This window comes from Nisaea nitritireducens, assembly GCF_014904795.1.
Taxonomy (GTDB): domain Bacteria; phylum Pseudomonadota; class Alphaproteobacteria; order Thalassobaculales; family Thalassobaculaceae; genus Nisaea; species Nisaea nitritireducens.
Window position 1 is genome coordinate 13578 of sequence record NZ_JACZFS010000038.1, and the last position, 14828, is coordinate 28405.

The 14828-nt window shown below is 60.6% G+C and carries 15 protein-coding genes; 14 read left to right on the forward strand and 1 reads right to left on the reverse strand.

The features are described 5' to 3' along the window. Positions 1-158 precede the first annotated feature (158 nt). Positions 159-716: a NifU family protein gene (locus IG629_RS13280; protein ID WP_193172428.1), complete on the forward strand. Its 558-nt coding sequence runs from the start codon at positions 159-161 to the stop codon at positions 714-716. Positions 717-848: 132 nt separating this feature from the next. After that, positions 849-1814 (forward strand): glucosaminidase domain-containing protein, encoded by a 966-nt coding sequence (locus IG629_RS13285; protein WP_193172429.1) that lies wholly within the window; start codon positions 849-851, stop codon positions 1812-1814. Positions 1815-1825: 11 nt separating this feature from the next. Here IG629_RS13285 and IG629_RS13290 read toward each other — a convergent pair whose 3' ends face one another. Then, positions 1826-2860, reverse strand: a complete 1035-nt coding sequence (locus tag IG629_RS13290; protein WP_193172430.1) for a polysaccharide deacetylase family protein — start codon at positions 2858-2860, stop codon at positions 1826-1828. Between the two features lie 170 nt (positions 2861-3030). On the opposite strand from IG629_RS13290, the gene tsaB reads away from it, so the two are divergent. The 12 genes from tsaB (at position 3031) to trmB (ending at position 14790) form a co-directional block, all read left to right on the forward strand. After that, positions 3031-3729: a tRNA (adenosine(37)-N6)-threonylcarbamoyltransferase complex dimerization subunit type 1 TsaB gene (tsaB, locus tag IG629_RS13295; protein ID WP_193172431.1), complete on the forward strand. Its 699-nt coding sequence runs from the start codon at positions 3031-3033 to the stop codon at positions 3727-3729. After that, entirely contained in the window at positions 3726-4202 is a 477-nt protein-coding gene (locus tag IG629_RS13300) for a GNAT family N-acetyltransferase (protein WP_193172432.1), read from the forward strand. The genes tsaB and IG629_RS13300 overlap by 4 nt, the downstream gene beginning before the upstream one ends. Before the next feature lie 362 nt (positions 4203-4564). Further along, a complete protein-coding gene (locus tag IG629_RS13305; RefSeq protein ID WP_193172515.1) occupies positions 4565-5380 on the forward strand; it encodes a GNAT family N-acetyltransferase in 816 nt (271 codons plus the stop codon). After that, positions 5377-6294 carry a lysophospholipid acyltransferase family protein gene (locus IG629_RS13310; protein WP_226886688.1) on the forward strand — a complete coding sequence of 306 codons (918 nt, stop codon included), beginning with the start codon at positions 5377-5379 and terminating at the stop codon, positions 6292-6294. The genes IG629_RS13305 and IG629_RS13310 overlap by 4 nt, the downstream gene beginning before the upstream one ends. Positions 6295-6478: 184 nt before the next feature. Further along, positions 6479-7915 carry a tRNA (N6-isopentenyl adenosine(37)-C2)-methylthiotransferase MiaB gene (miaB, locus tag IG629_RS13315; protein ID WP_193172433.1) on the forward strand — a complete coding sequence of 479 codons (1437 nt, stop codon included), beginning with the start codon at positions 6479-6481 and terminating at the stop codon, positions 7913-7915. Positions 7916-7917: 2 nt separating this feature from the next. Then, entirely contained in the window at positions 7918-8937 is a 1020-nt protein-coding gene (locus tag IG629_RS13320; protein WP_404923904.1) for a PhoH family protein, read from the forward strand. 109 nt (positions 8938-9046) lie between these two features. Further along, positions 9047-9526: an rRNA maturation RNase YbeY gene (gene ybeY, locus IG629_RS13325; protein ID WP_319025089.1), complete on the forward strand. Its 480-nt coding sequence runs from the start codon at positions 9047-9049 to the stop codon at positions 9524-9526. After that, on the forward strand, positions 9523-10485 hold the full coding sequence (locus IG629_RS13330) for a hemolysin family protein (RefSeq protein WP_193172435.1): 963 nt from the start codon (positions 9523-9525) through the stop codon (positions 10483-10485). Before ybeY ends, IG629_RS13330 begins: the two co-directional genes overlap by 4 nt. Further along, a complete protein-coding gene (gene lnt / locus IG629_RS13335; protein ID WP_193172436.1) occupies positions 10482-12089 on the forward strand; it encodes an apolipoprotein N-acyltransferase in 1608 nt (535 codons plus the stop codon). Before IG629_RS13330 ends, lnt begins: the two co-directional genes overlap by 4 nt. Before the next feature lie 98 nt (positions 12090-12187). Continuing rightward, complete coding sequence (locus tag IG629_RS13340) at positions 12188-12667, forward strand: helix-turn-helix domain-containing protein (protein WP_404923903.1); 480 nt, start codon at positions 12188-12190, stop codon at positions 12665-12667. Between the two features lie 181 nt (positions 12668-12848). After that, positions 12849-14018 (forward strand): methionine adenosyltransferase, encoded by a 1170-nt coding sequence (gene metK / locus IG629_RS13345; protein ID WP_193172438.1) that lies wholly within the window; start codon positions 12849-12851, stop codon positions 14016-14018. Positions 14019-14133: 115 nt separating this feature from the next. After that, entirely contained in the window at positions 14134-14790 is a 657-nt protein-coding gene (trmB, locus tag IG629_RS13350) for a tRNA (guanine(46)-N(7))-methyltransferase TrmB (RefSeq protein WP_226886690.1), read from the forward strand. Positions 14791-14828: the final 38 nt, after the last annotated feature.

Sequence of the window (14828 nt, forward strand, 5' to 3'; positions counted from 1 at the left end):
GACGATTGCAAAAAGTGGGCTTGAAATCCGCGCCTGCAAGGTCACTCTATATGGTACCAATTTGGTGCCCGGCGATATGCGGTACTCAAGGCCCCGACGGCACCGGCGCCCGGATAAGAAGGCGCCAGCCGGAGCGAGCCTCTCAAGGAGAGAACGGAATGTTCATTCAGACTGAAGAAACGCCGAACCCGGCGACGCTCAAGTTCCTTCCCGGACGGGATGTGATGGGAGCCGGAACCGCGGAGTATCGCTCCGAGGAGGAGTCGGCCGGAAAATCTCCGCTGGCGGAGCGCCTGTTCGATGTCGACGGCGTGACCGGTGTTTTCTTCGGCGGTGATTTTGTCACCGTGACGAAGCGCGACGACAAGGAATGGTACCTGATGAAGCCGGCTGTGCTCGGCGTCATCATGGAGCATTTCACCGCAGGACGGCCGGTTGTTACGGAAGACTCCGATTCCGGCCATGCCAGCAGTGGCGAGGACAGTGAAGTTGTTTCCCAGATCAAGGAACTGCTCGATACGCGCGTTCGTCCGGCAGTTGCCATGGATGGCGGCGACATCGTGTTCGAAAGCTTCGATGAAGGTGTGGTCACGCTCTTCATGCGCGGCGCCTGCGCCGGTTGCCCGAGCTCGACCGCGACCCTGAAGATGGGTATCGAAAACATGCTGCGCCATTATATCCCGGAAGTCCGCGAGGTTCGTGCCGCCGCCATGTAACGACGGCATGCCGCGAATAGCAGCTATGCCGTAAACGCGGTGGCGGGGAATAAACGACACAGTTATCTAAAATGCCGTCCACTGTCGGCAGAATGCGTCGTGGCACTCCCCTTCACTGAACGTTGTGTGCACATGCCGTCATTTCACACGGCCGCTTTTGTCGGCGGTATCATTCTGCTGGCAAGTCAGGTCCCCGGACTGGTCAATCGCCCCGATCCTGCCCCGGTCAGTTTCTCTGTTGAGGAACCTCCGGTCGAGCGCCCGGCCGCTCCAGCCAATGCACGTCTGGACGTTGCGAAAGCGGACGATTTCGAGGTTATTCTGGAAGAGACCGGGTTCGATTTGAACGATATCCGGCGGGGCTCCGATCTGGTGCCTGCGCTCTATCTTGCCAGTCTGCCGGAAGATCTCGGCAGTCTTAACCAGGTCAAACGCAAGAAACAGCTCTTCTTCTCCGCCGTTTTGCCACTCGTCCTGCGCGCCAATGAAAAAGTGGCGCGTGATCGCGTGAAACTGATCAGGTTCAGGGATCGTGCCTTTGACGGCGCCCAGCTACGCCCGGTCGAGCGGGAGTGGCTGCTGGAGCTTGCCGACAGCTATGGCGTTGATGCGGATGACGCTGAGATCGGCCCCGCCCTGTTTGCCGAACTCCTGCTCAAAGTCGACGAAATCCCGGTTTCGCTCGCTTTGGCGCAGGCGGCGGTGGAAAGCGGCTGGGGAGCCTCCCGCTTCGCCCGCAACGGTAACGCGCTGTTCGGGCAACGGGCCTGGTCGGAGAAAGCGGGCATTGCTCCGAAAGAACGCGCCAGCGGCGAAAAGCACGTCGTGCGCAAGTATGAAAGCCTGCTGGGTTCCGTTGCATCCTATGTCCACAACCTGAACAGCCATCCGAGCTATCGGGATTTCCGGCTGCGCCGCGCCTCGCTGCGAACGGCGGGACGGACGCTTGACGGCAAGGTCCTGGCCGGCGGGCTGCTGGCCTATGCCGAGATCGGTCAGGCTTATGTGGATATGCTGCGTCTTGTGATCACCAAGAACCGGCTGGGCGATTTCGAGGGAGCAATCCTGGAACGCCCCCTCGTGACCGTATCCGGCTAAAACCCCGAACCTTATCTCGGCACGACGAACTGCGTGCCGAACCAGCGCCATCTGTTGTCCGGTCCGGGCATGGTGCAGTTGATGCGCGAACGGCCCGGCGGGAAGGCTTGCTTCAGCCGAACCTCGACCCGCTGCTCCAGATACTCGAGATGGGTCTCGCCTTCGCTCGAGGCGAAGCAGGACAGGCTGCCTGGATCGCCGACAGAGCTGTCCAGGGTAAAGCCAAAGGCTGGCGGGTTTTCGCCCAGCAGCGGATCCTTCGGCAGAACATCGGACACGGGCAACGGCAGGGCGTTGGTGACCAGGCGGAACCGGTCGATCCCGCCATATCGTTCGTTCAGGGCGAAGCGCGGCAGGGTCAAAGGGTCCATGCCGTCATAGGCAACGCCGGAGTGCTGGCCGAAAGCTGCCTCGAACCCTGCATCCGCGACCGCCTTTCGGACCATCAGGCTGTATTCGCCATACGGGTAGGCGAAGAGAGCGGGCTTTTCCTTCAGCTCTTCCATGAAGCGCTGGTTCGAATCGGCCAATTCGCGCTCCAGCGCCTGACGATCGAGCGTGGTCATGTGAGGGTGTGATCTGGTCTGGCTACCGATGGTCACACCGCCGTCTTTCAGCTCCCTGATCTGGTCCCAGCTCATATAGCCCTGGACCTTGCGGTCGATGACGCCGGTGGCAACAAACAGGGTGAACGGCAGACCGGCGGCTTTCAGTCGGGGCCATGCATGCTCGTAGACGGAGAGATAGGCATCGTCGACGGTAATCGCGATGGTATGGTCGGCGAGCGGCTTGCCGGTTTTCAGCGCCTCGACGATTTCGGGGAGAGGACGAACCTTGTACCGCTCGTTCTTCAGCTCCTCGAGATGTTCCTCGAATTGAGCGATGCGGATACTGGTCGACGGATAGTCGTTCTCGCCGAACCGGTGATACATGGTCACAACGGCGCCGGAGATCTCTTCTGCGGCAGCTGGCCTGTCTGCAGGGCCAGCAAGGCAGGCAATAAGTCCCAAGGCGGCAGCGGTGGCTGTCCGGATCTGTCTTGGCATGGAAGCTCCACAACGGAACGCGCGGTGAAAGTGCATGCGGTACGGCATAAAAGCTATATTCCTTTGCTCTCGTCCGCCAACGTGGTTTACAGGCAGCGATGCGACTGGAAAAGTTGCACTTTCAGGCCGCTCTGTCACCCTAACATACGCTATTTGCGGCGGAAATTAAGATGCTCTCTACTTCCGGTACAATTCTCGGCATCGATTCCAGCACCGGCGCCTGCTCTATCGCGGTGTGCCGCGGCGACGTGATACTGGCTCATCTTCACGAAGATATGGCGCGGGGCCAGTCCGAGCGTTTGGCGCCGATGGCGGAAGCTGGGCTCGCGACGGCCGGGATCGGTTTTCCGGATCTGGATGCCATCGCCGTGACGCGTGGCCCCGGCTCTTTCACCGGACTTCGCATTGGCATGGCCTTCGCCAAAGGGCTCGGTCAGGCTCTCGGTATTCCGGTTTTCGGCGTGACGGGATTCGATGCGGTCGCCCGGGCCGCTCTGGCAACTGAAGGTGCGGCAGGCCACGGTGTCGCCGTTATTCTGGAAAGCCGCCGGGCGGACTTGTTCCTGCAGGTATTCACCGCCGACGGGGCTCCGGACGGCCCGCCTGTGGCGCTGCCGCCGGAGGAAATCGCGGCCAGGCTTCGCCAGGCGCACGCGGCTCCCCTGGTGCTTGCCGGCGATGCGGCGGACAAGGTGCTGGCGGTGCTCGATCAGCAGGGCGCAGGAATAGTGCGCAGCCCGGTCACCGCGCCGGATGCCCGTCAGGTTGCCTTGATCGCATTGGAAATGGCGGCGAGCGGAGATGACCCGGCGCCAATACAGCCGTTATACCTCCGCGCGCCGGATGTGACGGCTCCGAGGGCGGGATGACGGAGCCCGGCGGTTACAGGCTCGAGCGGGATATCGAGGCGTATCTCGACGAAGCTTCCGCACTGCACGGCGCTATTTTTGACAGGCCCTGGTCGCGGGATGCCTTGCAGGATTTGCTTGTGATGTCCGGCACGGACGGCGCGGTCATCCTGTCCGGGGCGCGCGAGCCGGCATTTGCCGGGTTTGTCCTGTTTCAGTGCATCGGTGATTTTGCTGAAATCCTGACTCTTGCCGTACTGCCGGATCATCGGGGCAGGGGGCTGGGGCGCATTCTCATGCAGCAGGCGCTTGAATGTGCCCGCGATACCGGGGCCGCAAAATTGCTGCTTGAGGTGCAGGACGGCAATTTGCCGGCAATCCAGCTCTATGAAAGCCTCGGAATGACGGCTTTCGACCGGCGCCGGAACTATTACAGAACGGCGGACGGTAGCCATGCCGATGCCATATTGATGCAGTTATTCTTCGATAATTGATGACCAGACAAACCGAGAGCTTTGAAGAATCCTCAAATCATTCGGATTCATGCGGGTTCTGACTGCAACCAGTTTGTCATGAGAGTGTGTGAAAACTGTCACCGTTAAGTCGGTATAAGCCGATACCGGGTGGCTTCTTGGGGTCCCGTCCGGCGCGCGGTTCCCATACTGTTCGGAGGATGTTCCTCGTAACGGGAGTACGCGTAGCTAAATCTGAGGAATGAGGGGTACCGCGGTGGCGGTGCAATTGGCTCCGGTAGCCTGCGGCCTCGACAACAGGGATGCGACATATCATGGGATTCTCGATTCCGACGAGAACGGCACTTTCCGAAACCGTATCGGCCGAAACAGCACCGGTCGTCATGTCCGGGGCGGCGCCGCTGTCCGACCAGACGCTTGTCTCCGGTTCGCTCGAAGTGAAGATCGCGACGACCGAGGAAGATATCCACGCGGCCAAGCGCCTGCGCTATCAGGTTTTCTATGAGGAAATGGGTGCGATTCCGTCGCCGGCTGCTCGTGCTAGCCGTCTTGATGAAGACCCGTTTGACGATGTTGCGGACCATCTTCTGGTGCTGGATCACGCGCGCGGCAAAGGCCCTGAAGCTGTGGTAGGGACCTATCGCCTGATCCGGCGTGCCGGCGCCGTCGAGGCTGGCGGTTTCTATACCGCTGACGAATTCGATATTGCCAAGCTCGAGGCACAGCCCGGTGAGATTCTCGAACTTGGCCGTTCCTGCACGGCGGACGGTTATCGCACCCGGCCGACCATGCAGCTGCTCTGGAAAGGCATTGCCGCTTACGTGTTCCAGAACGACATTGCCTTGATGTTCGGCTGTGCCAGCCTGCCAGGGAACGACGCGGACGCGCTTCGGACACAGCTCGGCTACCTGCACCACAACCACCTGGCGCCGGAGCGGATCCGGGCGACTGCCCTGCCGGAGCGCTTCACCGAGATGAATCAGGTGTCGGCTGAAGAGATCGATGCGCGCCGCGTTGCCGCCGCGCTGCCGCCCCTGATCAAAGGCTATTTGCGGCTTGGCGGTTATGTCGGTCACGGTGCTGTGGTCGATCACCAGTTCAACACGACCGATGTCTGTGTCATCGTCGAGACCAGCAATGTTTCCGACAAGTACTACAAGCATTACGAACGCGAGGCGCGCGGGGTCGTCATACAATGAGCGTCGCCGGCGCCCTTGAGGAACTGAACGAAGACGATGTCTTCGCTGATTCCGGATTGCTCGGGACCTGGGACCGCGGTGCGGAGCCGGTAGAAGCGGCCGGCATGATCGAGCCGTCCCGGACTCTGCTCTGGCGCAGGCTCGCGCTCTACAGCTTCCTGACGCTTGGCCTGTTGCCGGTGCAGATGCTGGCACTGGCTTTCCGCGCGCCGCTATCCGCCAGTCTGCCGCTTTTCTATCACAGCCTCTGCGCCCGCCTGCTCGGCTTCCGGGTCCGGACCCGTGGCACACCGCTGCGCAAGGGATCGGTGCTCTACGCCAGCAACCATGTCTCCTATTTCGACATTGTCGTGCTGGGCAGCCTGCTGCGCGCCAGTTTTATCGCCAAAAGCGAGGTCAAGACCTGGCCTGGCTTCGGTCTGCTCGCGACCTTGCAGCGGACTGTCTTCGTCGAGCGGCAAAGAGCCCGCTCGAAAGAGCATGCGAACGTCATCGCCGACCGGCTTTCATCAGGGGACAGGCTGATCCTGTTCCCGGAAGGCACGAGCAATGACGGCAACCGGACGCTGCCTTTCAAAAGCTCATTGTTCGCTGCTGCGAAACCGTCCCGGAACGATGCACCGGCCAGTGCCGACCTTCGCATCCAACCGGTCTCTGTCACCTACACCCGGCTGAATGGCATGCCGATGGGGCGCGGGCTCAGGCCGTTCTATGCCTGGTACGGCGACATGGACCTGCTGCCGCATCTGGTTGACGCTCTGGCGCTTGGCCGGGTCGATGTCGATGTCGAGTTTCACGAGCCGGTGGACCCGGCAGAGTTCCCAAACCGCAAGGAACTGGCCGCGCATTGTCAGCGTATTGTCGCAAACGGTGTTTCGCGAGCGCTTTCCGGCCGCGGCGACGTTACATCCTGACCGCTGAAGCGCCGTTCAAAATTCCGCGCATCAGATCGGTTACGCGGCTTGACTGGGCGCCTCCCGGTGTTAGCATTTCGGGGATGAACAGAAACGCACGCTGGAATTTCAGTTGCACTCGGCGTATTGCTCCCGCCGTATCCCTGAAATTCGACCCTTCGAGCGACCATAAGGCGCGGCGCGCGTGAGCAAAAAACTTTATATCAAAACCTACGGCTGCCAGATGAACGTCTACGACAGTGAGCGTATGACGGACAGTCTGGTATCTCTCGGCTATGACCCGGTGACCACCCCGGACGATGTCGACATGGTGATTCTCAACACCTGTCACATTCGGGAAAAGGCGACGGAGAAGGTCTTTTCCGAACTCGGCCGACTTCGTAAGGAAAAGAAAACCCGCGCAGCGGGAGGCAAGCCGTTGCTGATCGCTGTTGCAGGCTGTGTCGCGCAGGCCGAGGGCGAGGAAATCGTCAAGCGGGCGCCCTATGTCGATCTGGTATTCGGACCGCAGACCTATCACCGTTTGCCTGAACTGGTGCGCGCGGCGGAGGAAAAGGCGGCGGATCAGCGGGCGACATCGGGTGGTCGCGGGACACGGGGTGCGGGTGTCGTCGACACCGATTTCCCGGCGGAGAGCAAATTCGATCATTTGCCGGAAGAACGTCATTCGAATGCTGCGGCGGCGTTTCTCAGTATCCAGGAAGGCTGCGACAAGTTCTGCAGCTTCTGTGTGGTGCCCTATACGCGCGGCGCGGAGTTTTCCCGTCCGGCGGAACAGGTAATCGCCGAGGCGCGCCGCCTGGTGGCCGCCGGCACGTCTGAACTCACGCTGCTGGGCCAGAACGTCAACGCCTATCACGGCGAGGCGGCTGGCGGAGAATGGGGTCTCGGCAGGTTGATCCGGGCATTGGCCGAAATCGACGGGCTGGAGCGCATTCGTTACACGACCTCGCATCCGAACGATGTGGACGAGGACCTGATCGCGGCGCATCGCGACGTGCCGCAATTGATGCCCTTCCTGCATCTTCCGGTGCAGTCCGGCTCCGACAGTGTGTTGCGCCAGATGAACCGCAAGCACGATGCGGATTCCTATCGCCGCATTGTCGACCGGTTGCGTGAGGCGCGCCCGGACCTGGCCCTGTCCTCCGATTTCATCGTCGGGCATCCCGGCGAGAGCGACGCGGATTTTGCCGACACGCTCAGACTTGTAACGGATGTCGGTTATGTTCAGGCCTATTCGTTTAAATACAGTCCCCGCCCCGGCACACCGGCGGCCGGGACGGATCTGCAGATCGACGAGGCCGTGAAGTCAGACCGTCTGGAAACCCTGCAACAGCTTCTGAATGCCCAGCAGCTTGCCTTCAATGCGGCGAGCGTCGGTGGGGTTCAACCGGTGCTGGTCGAACGCAAGGGGCAAAAAGAGGGTCAACTTGTCGGCCGGGGACCCTATATGCAGGCTGTACACTTTGCCGGACCGGACCGGCTGATCGGCGCGATTGCCGATGTCCGGATTGAACGGGGATACGCCAACTCTCTTTCGGGAGCTGTCGTGACCGGCGAATGCGCCGGCGCATCAGGTCCGACACCGCTCACCTCCGACCATGAAAGGGCGATTGCTTGAGCATCATTGACGAGGCTACCGAAGTCATTCATCTGGAATTTGCCGACCATGATCTGGTCCCGGCTTTGCTCGGCGAGCATGATCGCAATCTGGCGCGGATCGAGCAGAAGCTTCAGGTTTCGCTTTCCTGCTTCGGAAACAAGGTCACGATCGAAGGTGAAAAGGACGCGGTGGTTACGGCGCAATCGGCGCTGACCTCGCTCTACCGTCGGCTTGAAGGCGATATCAAGGCCGGTAAAAAGCTCAAGGCCCTTGATGTCGGGACCGTCGATGCTGCCGTGAAGTGGGCGCAGAACACGGGCGATGCCGCGAATGGCGACAACAACGGTTTCAATGATCGCTCCGCCTTTGTGCCGACCTGGAAACGGGCCATCCAGCCGCGCTCGCCGAATCAGCACCGCTATATCCAGGCCCTGTCGAAAGACGAACTCGTGCTTGGCCTTGGCCCGGCGGGTACGGGCAAGACCTATCTGGCCGTTGCCATGGCCGTGTCCATGCTGATGGAGCGCAGGGTCGAGCGGCTGATCCTGTCGCGTCCGGCGGTGGAAGCTGGCGAGCGGCTCGGTTTCCTGCCTGGCGATATGAAAGACAAGGTCGATCCCTATCTTCGCCCGCTTTACGACGCGCTCTACGACATGATGCCGGGCGAGCAGGTCGAGCGGCGGCTGGCGGCCGGCGAGATCGAAGTGGCACCACTTGCCTTCATGCGCGGTCGGACGCTGGCCAATTCCTATATCATTCTGGACGAGGCACAGAATACCACGCCGACCCAGATGAAAATGTTCCTTACCCGGCTGGGAGAGAATTCACGGATGGCGATTACCGGCGATCCGTCCCAGATCGATCTGCCTTTCGGGGCAAAATCGGGTCTGACGGATGCGATGAATGTGCTTGGCCGCATTCCCGATGTCAGCCTGATAGAATTCACGGCCAGAGACGTTGTGCGCCACCCTCTGGTAACGAAAATCGTCAATGCGTACAGTGAACGTGAATCGGCTCGTCTTGATGACGGGTCCAGTTAGAGAAACAGTGGAGAGTCCGCGCGTGCCCGACGAACCGGAGCCGAGTAGTAGTAGCCGCAGCGAGATTGCGGCGCAGGATCCGCAGGAAGAGCCGGAGCAACCGGACTCTATTATCGACATTGCTGTCGCCGTTTCCGACCCTGCCTGGGAGTCGGCATTACCCGACGTGGAACAATTCTGTGTCGAGAGCGCTCTTGCCGTGCTTGGGTCGGTGACGAAGCCGACCGAACTCAGCATTGTTCTGAGCTCCGACGCGGAAGTTCGCGTTCTGAACCGCGATTACCGTGGTAAGGACAAGGCAACCAATGTGTTGTCCTTCCCCTCGGGTCTTTCATCTGATCTTTCCGGAACCGATATGCTCGGCGATGTAATTCTCGCCCTTGAAACCGTTTCCATGGAAGCGGATCGTGACGGAAAATCCCTGGAGTCCCACTTGCGGCACCTTGTCGTGCACGGCGTTCTTCATTTGCTCGGATATGATCATGAGAGCGACGATGAGGCCACGGAGATGGAGCGGCGCGAGATCGAGATCCTTGCCGGAATGGGAATCTCCGATCCTTACAGTCCCGTGCTGGAGCCGGTCCTATGAGTTCAGATCCGGAGAGCAGGCCTGTGTCCGCTGATATTGTTGGCGTTTCCGATGGCGACGGTTTCGAGTCTGAAGGGCGCAGGGAGCCATCCTGGGCCCGTTTCAGGCAGTTTTTCAAAGCGTTGAAGCTCAGGCGGAATGGCGGTGCATCAGCCCGTGACGCTCTGGAAGAGCTGATTGAGGATGGCGACGGGACCACGGATGAGGATCTCGCCATTGACCCGCACGAGCGGGCGCTGATCCGCAATATTCTTGGCCTCCGAGACATCACGGCGGAAGATGTGATGGTACCGCGTGCCGATATTACCGGTGTTGCGGTCGATACCAGCCTCGACGCGCTGGTGACCGACATGGTCAAAGACTCTCACAGCCGGGTGCCCGTCTACCGCGATACGCTCGACGACGTGGTCGGCATGATCCACATGAAGGATGTGCTGGCGCACGTCCATGCCGGCAAGGACGTGCCGCTCAGCTCCCTGCTGAGAGAAGTCCTGTTCGTTTCGCCATCGATACGAGCGATGGACCTGTTGCAGGAAATGCGTCTGACGCGCCGCCATCTCGCGCTCGTCGTCGACGAGTTCGGCGGGATTGACGGGCTGATCACGATTGAGGATCTGGTTGAGGAAATCGTCGGGGATATCGTCGACGAGCACGATGTCGAGGAAGGCCCGAAGATCGCCATGGTCGGGCCGGATACGGCCGTTGCCGATGCCCGCGCCGAGATCGAGGAATTTGAAGCCTTGTTCGGCAATGTGCTGAATGACGAAGAGCGCGAGGAAATCGATACCCTCGGAGGCCTCGTCTTCTCGCTCGCGGGCCGTGTCGCGTCCCGGGGAGAGCTCCTGACACATCCGGCCGGTATTGAATTCGAGGTGCTTGAAAGCGATTCACGCAGGATCAAGCGGATCCGCATCCGGCGCGTGTCGACGGACGAGGCTGAGACGGAGGCCGCGCTGTGACTGCATGGGCGTTCGCCGCCCGGCGGGGCGAGGGCGTCCGCACAAGCATCAACAGGCTGGCCGGGCTGGCCGGTTTCCGCAGCGCGGTTGTGATGTCAGTATCCGGCGCGCTCTCTGCATTGGCGCTGCCGCCGCTTGGCGTCTTGCCGGCCCTGTTCTTTTTCGCGTTTCTGCTGCTGACGCTTGACCGCGGCCGCTCGCTCGGCGGCGCTTTCCTGGCTGGCTGGGCTTTTGCCTTCGGGTATCACGTCGCCGGTCTCTATTGGATTTCCAACGCGCTTCTGGTAGATGGTGACCGGTTTGCCTGGGTGGTGCCGTTTGCCGCTGCCGGCCTTCCCGCCGTTCTTGGATTGTTTGGCGGTCTGGCCGCTCTGCTCTACGGCTGGCTCCGGCCGCGCGGATGGGTAAGGGCGCCTGCGCTGGCGGGGGTCTGGACCCTCTCGGAAGTGCTGCGGGGGCATGTTGCCACGGGGTTTCCCTGGAACCTGCCGGCCTCGGCCTGGTCTTTTTCCGACGCCCTGCTGCAGCCGTTGGCCCTGATTGGTGCCTATGGATACAGCTTTTTCGTGGTTCTCTTCGCGTTGTCGCCACTCATGCTGTTGCGGCGGACCGGGCACTGGGAGCGCGGTTTGGGTGCTGTTTGTCTGCTCCTGCCTTTGGCTTTCTTTGGCTACGGGGCCATGCGCCTTGCGGAAGCAACTGATCCCGACAGCAGTCGGCCCACCGTCCGGGTGGTTCAGGGGAACGTGGCTCAGACGGAAAAGTGGAAGCCGAATCTCCTGCAGGGGCACTTGGCTAAATACGCCACCCTGACGCGGGCGCCGCGCGCCACTGTTACGCCAGCCGGGGTGGGTGATCTCACACCGCCCAGTCTCGTGGTCTGGCCGGAAACCGCAGTTCCCTACGCGCTCAACCGCGAGCCGCGGTTGGCGGCGTATCTCGGCTCTCTGCTCCAGCCGGGAGGGCTGCTGATGACCGGGACGCCGCTGCGCGATCAGCTTTCGGATGATCCGGCGGAATATCGTAGTTTCAATGCCGTTGTTGCCCTCGATGAGCGTGGCGGGATTGTCGCCAGGCTGCACAAGTTTCACCTGGTCCCGTTCGGTGAATATGTGCCTCTCAGTCAATGGTTGCCTGTCGAGACGATTGCGAAGACGGGTCGTGGATTTACGGCAGGGCCCGGGCCCAGCAGTTTTACCCATGCCGGCTTGCCGCGCATCGGTGCTCTGATCTGCTACGAGATCATTTTTCCCGGCGCCGTAACCGAGGCCGAAGGGCCTCGTCCCGGACTTCTGGTGAATGTGACGAATGATGCCTGGTTCGGCGTGAGTTCAGGGCCTTATCAACATCTGGTCGCGGCCAGGATGCGGGCAATCGAAGAAGGCTTGCCGGTATTGCGGGCTGCGAATACCGGAATTTCCGCGGTGATTGATGCCTATGGGCGCGTTTTGGCGTCCCTGCCGCTGGAGCGAACAGGGACGATAGACAGTCCTCTTCCAGAAGCGTTGGAAAATAAAACACTTTATGCGCGTGCCGGAGAGCTTGGCGCGATCTTGCTCGTGATCGCATCCTTCTGTGCCGCATTCTTCCTGCGCCGGAAATAAGCGGCTTTTTTCTTTTTTTTGCTACGGCTTTTATATTGACTGCATACGTTTGTATGGGTAACTGATTTTAGCGCAATTTGAGACTATTGGTTTGTAATATGGAGCAGCCCTCAAGCAAACGCCGCCCGGGAGGCCGGATGGCGAGCCTTGGAAAGCCAAATCCGGTTGATGTCCACGTCGGATCGCGTGTGCGAATGCGACGAACGTTGCTTGGGATCAGTCAGGAGAAGCTTGGCCAGGCGCTTGGGCTTACATTCCAGCAAGTCCAGAAATACGAGCGCGGTGCAAACCGGATCGGTGCAAGCCGTCTCTATGACCTCAGCCGCATTCTCGAGGTGCCGGTAAACTTCTTCTTCGAGGACATGGCGCAGGAAGTTCAGGAGCAATCGCCCGGCCGTCTGTTCGAAAAAGAACAGGAGCCGGAAGCCTATCAGATCCCCGACGATCCGATGAACCGGCGCGAGACTCTTGAGCTTGTCAGGGCCTATTACCGGATTGAAGATCCGGAGTCGCGTCGCCGCCTGTTCGACCTTATGCGCTCCATCGCCAACGCCTTCGACGGCGAGGATTCGGAATAGGCTGTACACGCTTTCCTCTTGACCAAGATTCCCAAAACCGGCAGGAAGTCCTACCTCTCGGTGCCTTCATTCGATTCACCGGAAAGAGATTCATGTCGAGCTGCTTCGAAATGAAGCGGGGCGTTCACGGGTACGTCTTCGAGCAGGCATGAGTGCAACTCATATTCTAGGAGAGCCCCCGTTGACTCAATCCGACTACGAATTCACCAGCGAATCCGTCTCCGAAGGTCATCCGGACAAAGTCTGTGACCGGATCTCCGACACGGTTGTCGATATGTTCCTTGCCGCCGATCCGCTGAGCAGGGTTGCCTGCGAGACACTGGCGACGACCGATAAGGTCGTTCTTGCCGGAGAAGTGCGCGGCCCCGCATCCGTAACGAAGGATGCAATTATCGAGTCCGCTCGCGAAGCGATCAAGGATATCGGCTACGACCAGGAAGGCTTCAGCTGGAAGACTGCGGATATCGATGTTCTTCTGCACGAGCAGTCGACCGATATTGCCGTCGGTGTCGACGCAGCAGGCAACAAGGACGAGGGCGCGGGCGACCAAGGCATCATGTTTGGCTTTGCCTGCCGCGAGACCGAAGTGCTGATGCCGGCGCCGATCCATTTTTCACACCGGATCCTGAAATCCATGGCCGATGCACGGAAGTCCGGCGCGGACAAAGGGTTTGGCCCCGACTCCAAGAGCCAGGTGACCCTGCAATATGCAAACGGGAAGCCGGTTCGGGCGACCTCCGTCGTGGTGTCGACGCAGCATGATGAAGATCTCGAACAGGACGAAATCCGCGAGATGGTCCGCCGTCACGTGGAAAAGGTCCTGCCCGAAGGCTGGATGTGCCCGGAAGACCATTTCTACGTCAATCCGACAGGCCGGTTCGTGATCGGCGGTCCGGTCGGCGATGCCGGGCTCACCGGCCGCAAGATCATTGTCGATACCTATGGCGGTGCGGCGCCTCACGGTGGCGGTGCCTTTTCCGGTAAGGACCCGACCAAGGTTGACCGTTCGGCTGCCTATGCGGCCCGCTGGGTTGCGAAGAATGTGGTTGCGGCCGGTCTTGCCGACCGTTGCACCATTCAGGTCTCCTACGCGATCGGTATCTCGCATCCGCTGTCAGTGTATTTCAACACTTACGGTACTGGTCAGGTCGACGAAGCGAAGCTGGCCTCCGTTGTCCGGGAGATGGTTGATCTGTCGCCCCGTGGCATTCGTGAGCGTCTGGCGCTGAGCAACCCGATCTATCGTCCGACCTCTGCCTATGGCCATTTCGGTCGCGAGGACGGCGGTAAGGGTTACTTCACCTGGGAACAGCTTGATCTGGCGGATGAACTCAAGAGCGCGTTCGCCTGAGGCCTCTAAATAGCGGGACTGAGCCGTGCCCACGGGCAAGGAAGATCCAAAAAACATCGTACAGCGTGACCGCGTCTTCTATGGCAGAAGGCGCGGTCGTCGCTTGCGCGCAGGTATGGAAACGCTGCTCGAGGAGCGGCTTCCGGAACTCATTGTAACACTGCCCGCGGAACCGGGGGCGGTGCTGGACCCGGCTTCGCTGTTTCCGGACAGTATCAAAGAGATCTGGCTGGAGATTGGTTTCGGCGGCGGCGAGCATCTGGCGGCCCAGGCCGCCGCGAGGCCGGATGTCGGGTTCATCGGCTCCGAGCCGTTCATGAATGGCGTTGCCAGCCTGATCCGGCATTGTGAGGATCGCGAGCTTTCCAATGTGCGTATCTACCCGGACGATGTGCGCGATCTGCTGCCGTTGCTGCCGGATGCCTCACTCGCCCGGATTGCCGTGCTTTTTGCCGATCCGTGGCCGAAAAAACGCCATCACTCCCGCCGTATCATCCAGCATGAAAGCATTGCTGAATTTCACCGGCTGATTGCGCCCGGTGGAGAGCTGCGCCTGGCGACCGACGATATGGGGTATCTGCGTTGGATGCTGGCGCGGGCGACCGCGCATCGGGGTTTCCGCTGGAAGGCGCAAGGCCCCTCGGACTGGCGGGTGCGGCCGGAGGACTGGCCGGAGACCCGATATGAGGCCAAGGCACGAGATCAGGGGCGCCGCCCGGCATTCCTCCGCTTCGAGCGTCTTGAAACGTTTGACCCTGAAACGTTTGATTGAGCGAATCTTCTTGAAGAGAGCGCGCGTTCCGCTATAGT

What these genes read in the sequence shown, in the direction of transcription:
- trmB (WP_226886690.1), top strand. Translation starts at nt 14,134, where the DNA reads ATGGAAACGCTGCTCGAGGAGCGGCTTCCGGAACTCATTGTAACACTG.
- tsaB (WP_193172431.1), top strand. Translation starts at nt 3,031, where the DNA reads ATGCTCTCTACTTCCGGTACAATTCTCGGCATCGATTCCAGCACCGGC.
- IG629_RS13310 (WP_226886688.1), top strand. Translation starts at nt 5,377, where the DNA reads ATGAGCGTCGCCGGCGCCCTTGAGGAACTGAACGAAGACGATGTCTTC.
- IG629_RS13305 (WP_193172515.1), top strand. Translation starts at nt 4,565, where the DNA reads ATGTCCGGGGCGGCGCCGCTGTCCGACCAGACGCTTGTCTCCGGTTCG.
- IG629_RS13280 (WP_193172428.1), top strand. Translation starts at nt 159, where the DNA reads ATGTTCATTCAGACTGAAGAAACGCCGAACCCGGCGACGCTCAAGTTC.
- IG629_RS13300 (WP_193172432.1), top strand. Translation starts at nt 3,726, where the DNA reads ATGACGGAGCCCGGCGGTTACAGGCTCGAGCGGGATATCGAGGCGTAT.
- IG629_RS13330 (WP_193172435.1), top strand. Translation starts at nt 9,523, where the DNA reads ATGAGTTCAGATCCGGAGAGCAGGCCTGTGTCCGCTGATATTGTTGGC.
- IG629_RS13340 (WP_404923903.1), top strand. Translation starts at nt 12,188, where the DNA reads ATGGAGCAGCCCTCAAGCAAACGCCGCCCGGGAGGCCGGATGGCGAGC.
- IG629_RS13285 (WP_193172429.1), top strand. Translation starts at nt 849, where the DNA reads ATGCCGTCATTTCACACGGCCGCTTTTGTCGGCGGTATCATTCTGCTG.
- IG629_RS13290 (WP_193172430.1), bottom strand. Translation starts at nt 2,860, where the DNA reads ATGCCAAGACAGATCCGGACAGCCACCGCTGCCGCCTTGGGACTTATT.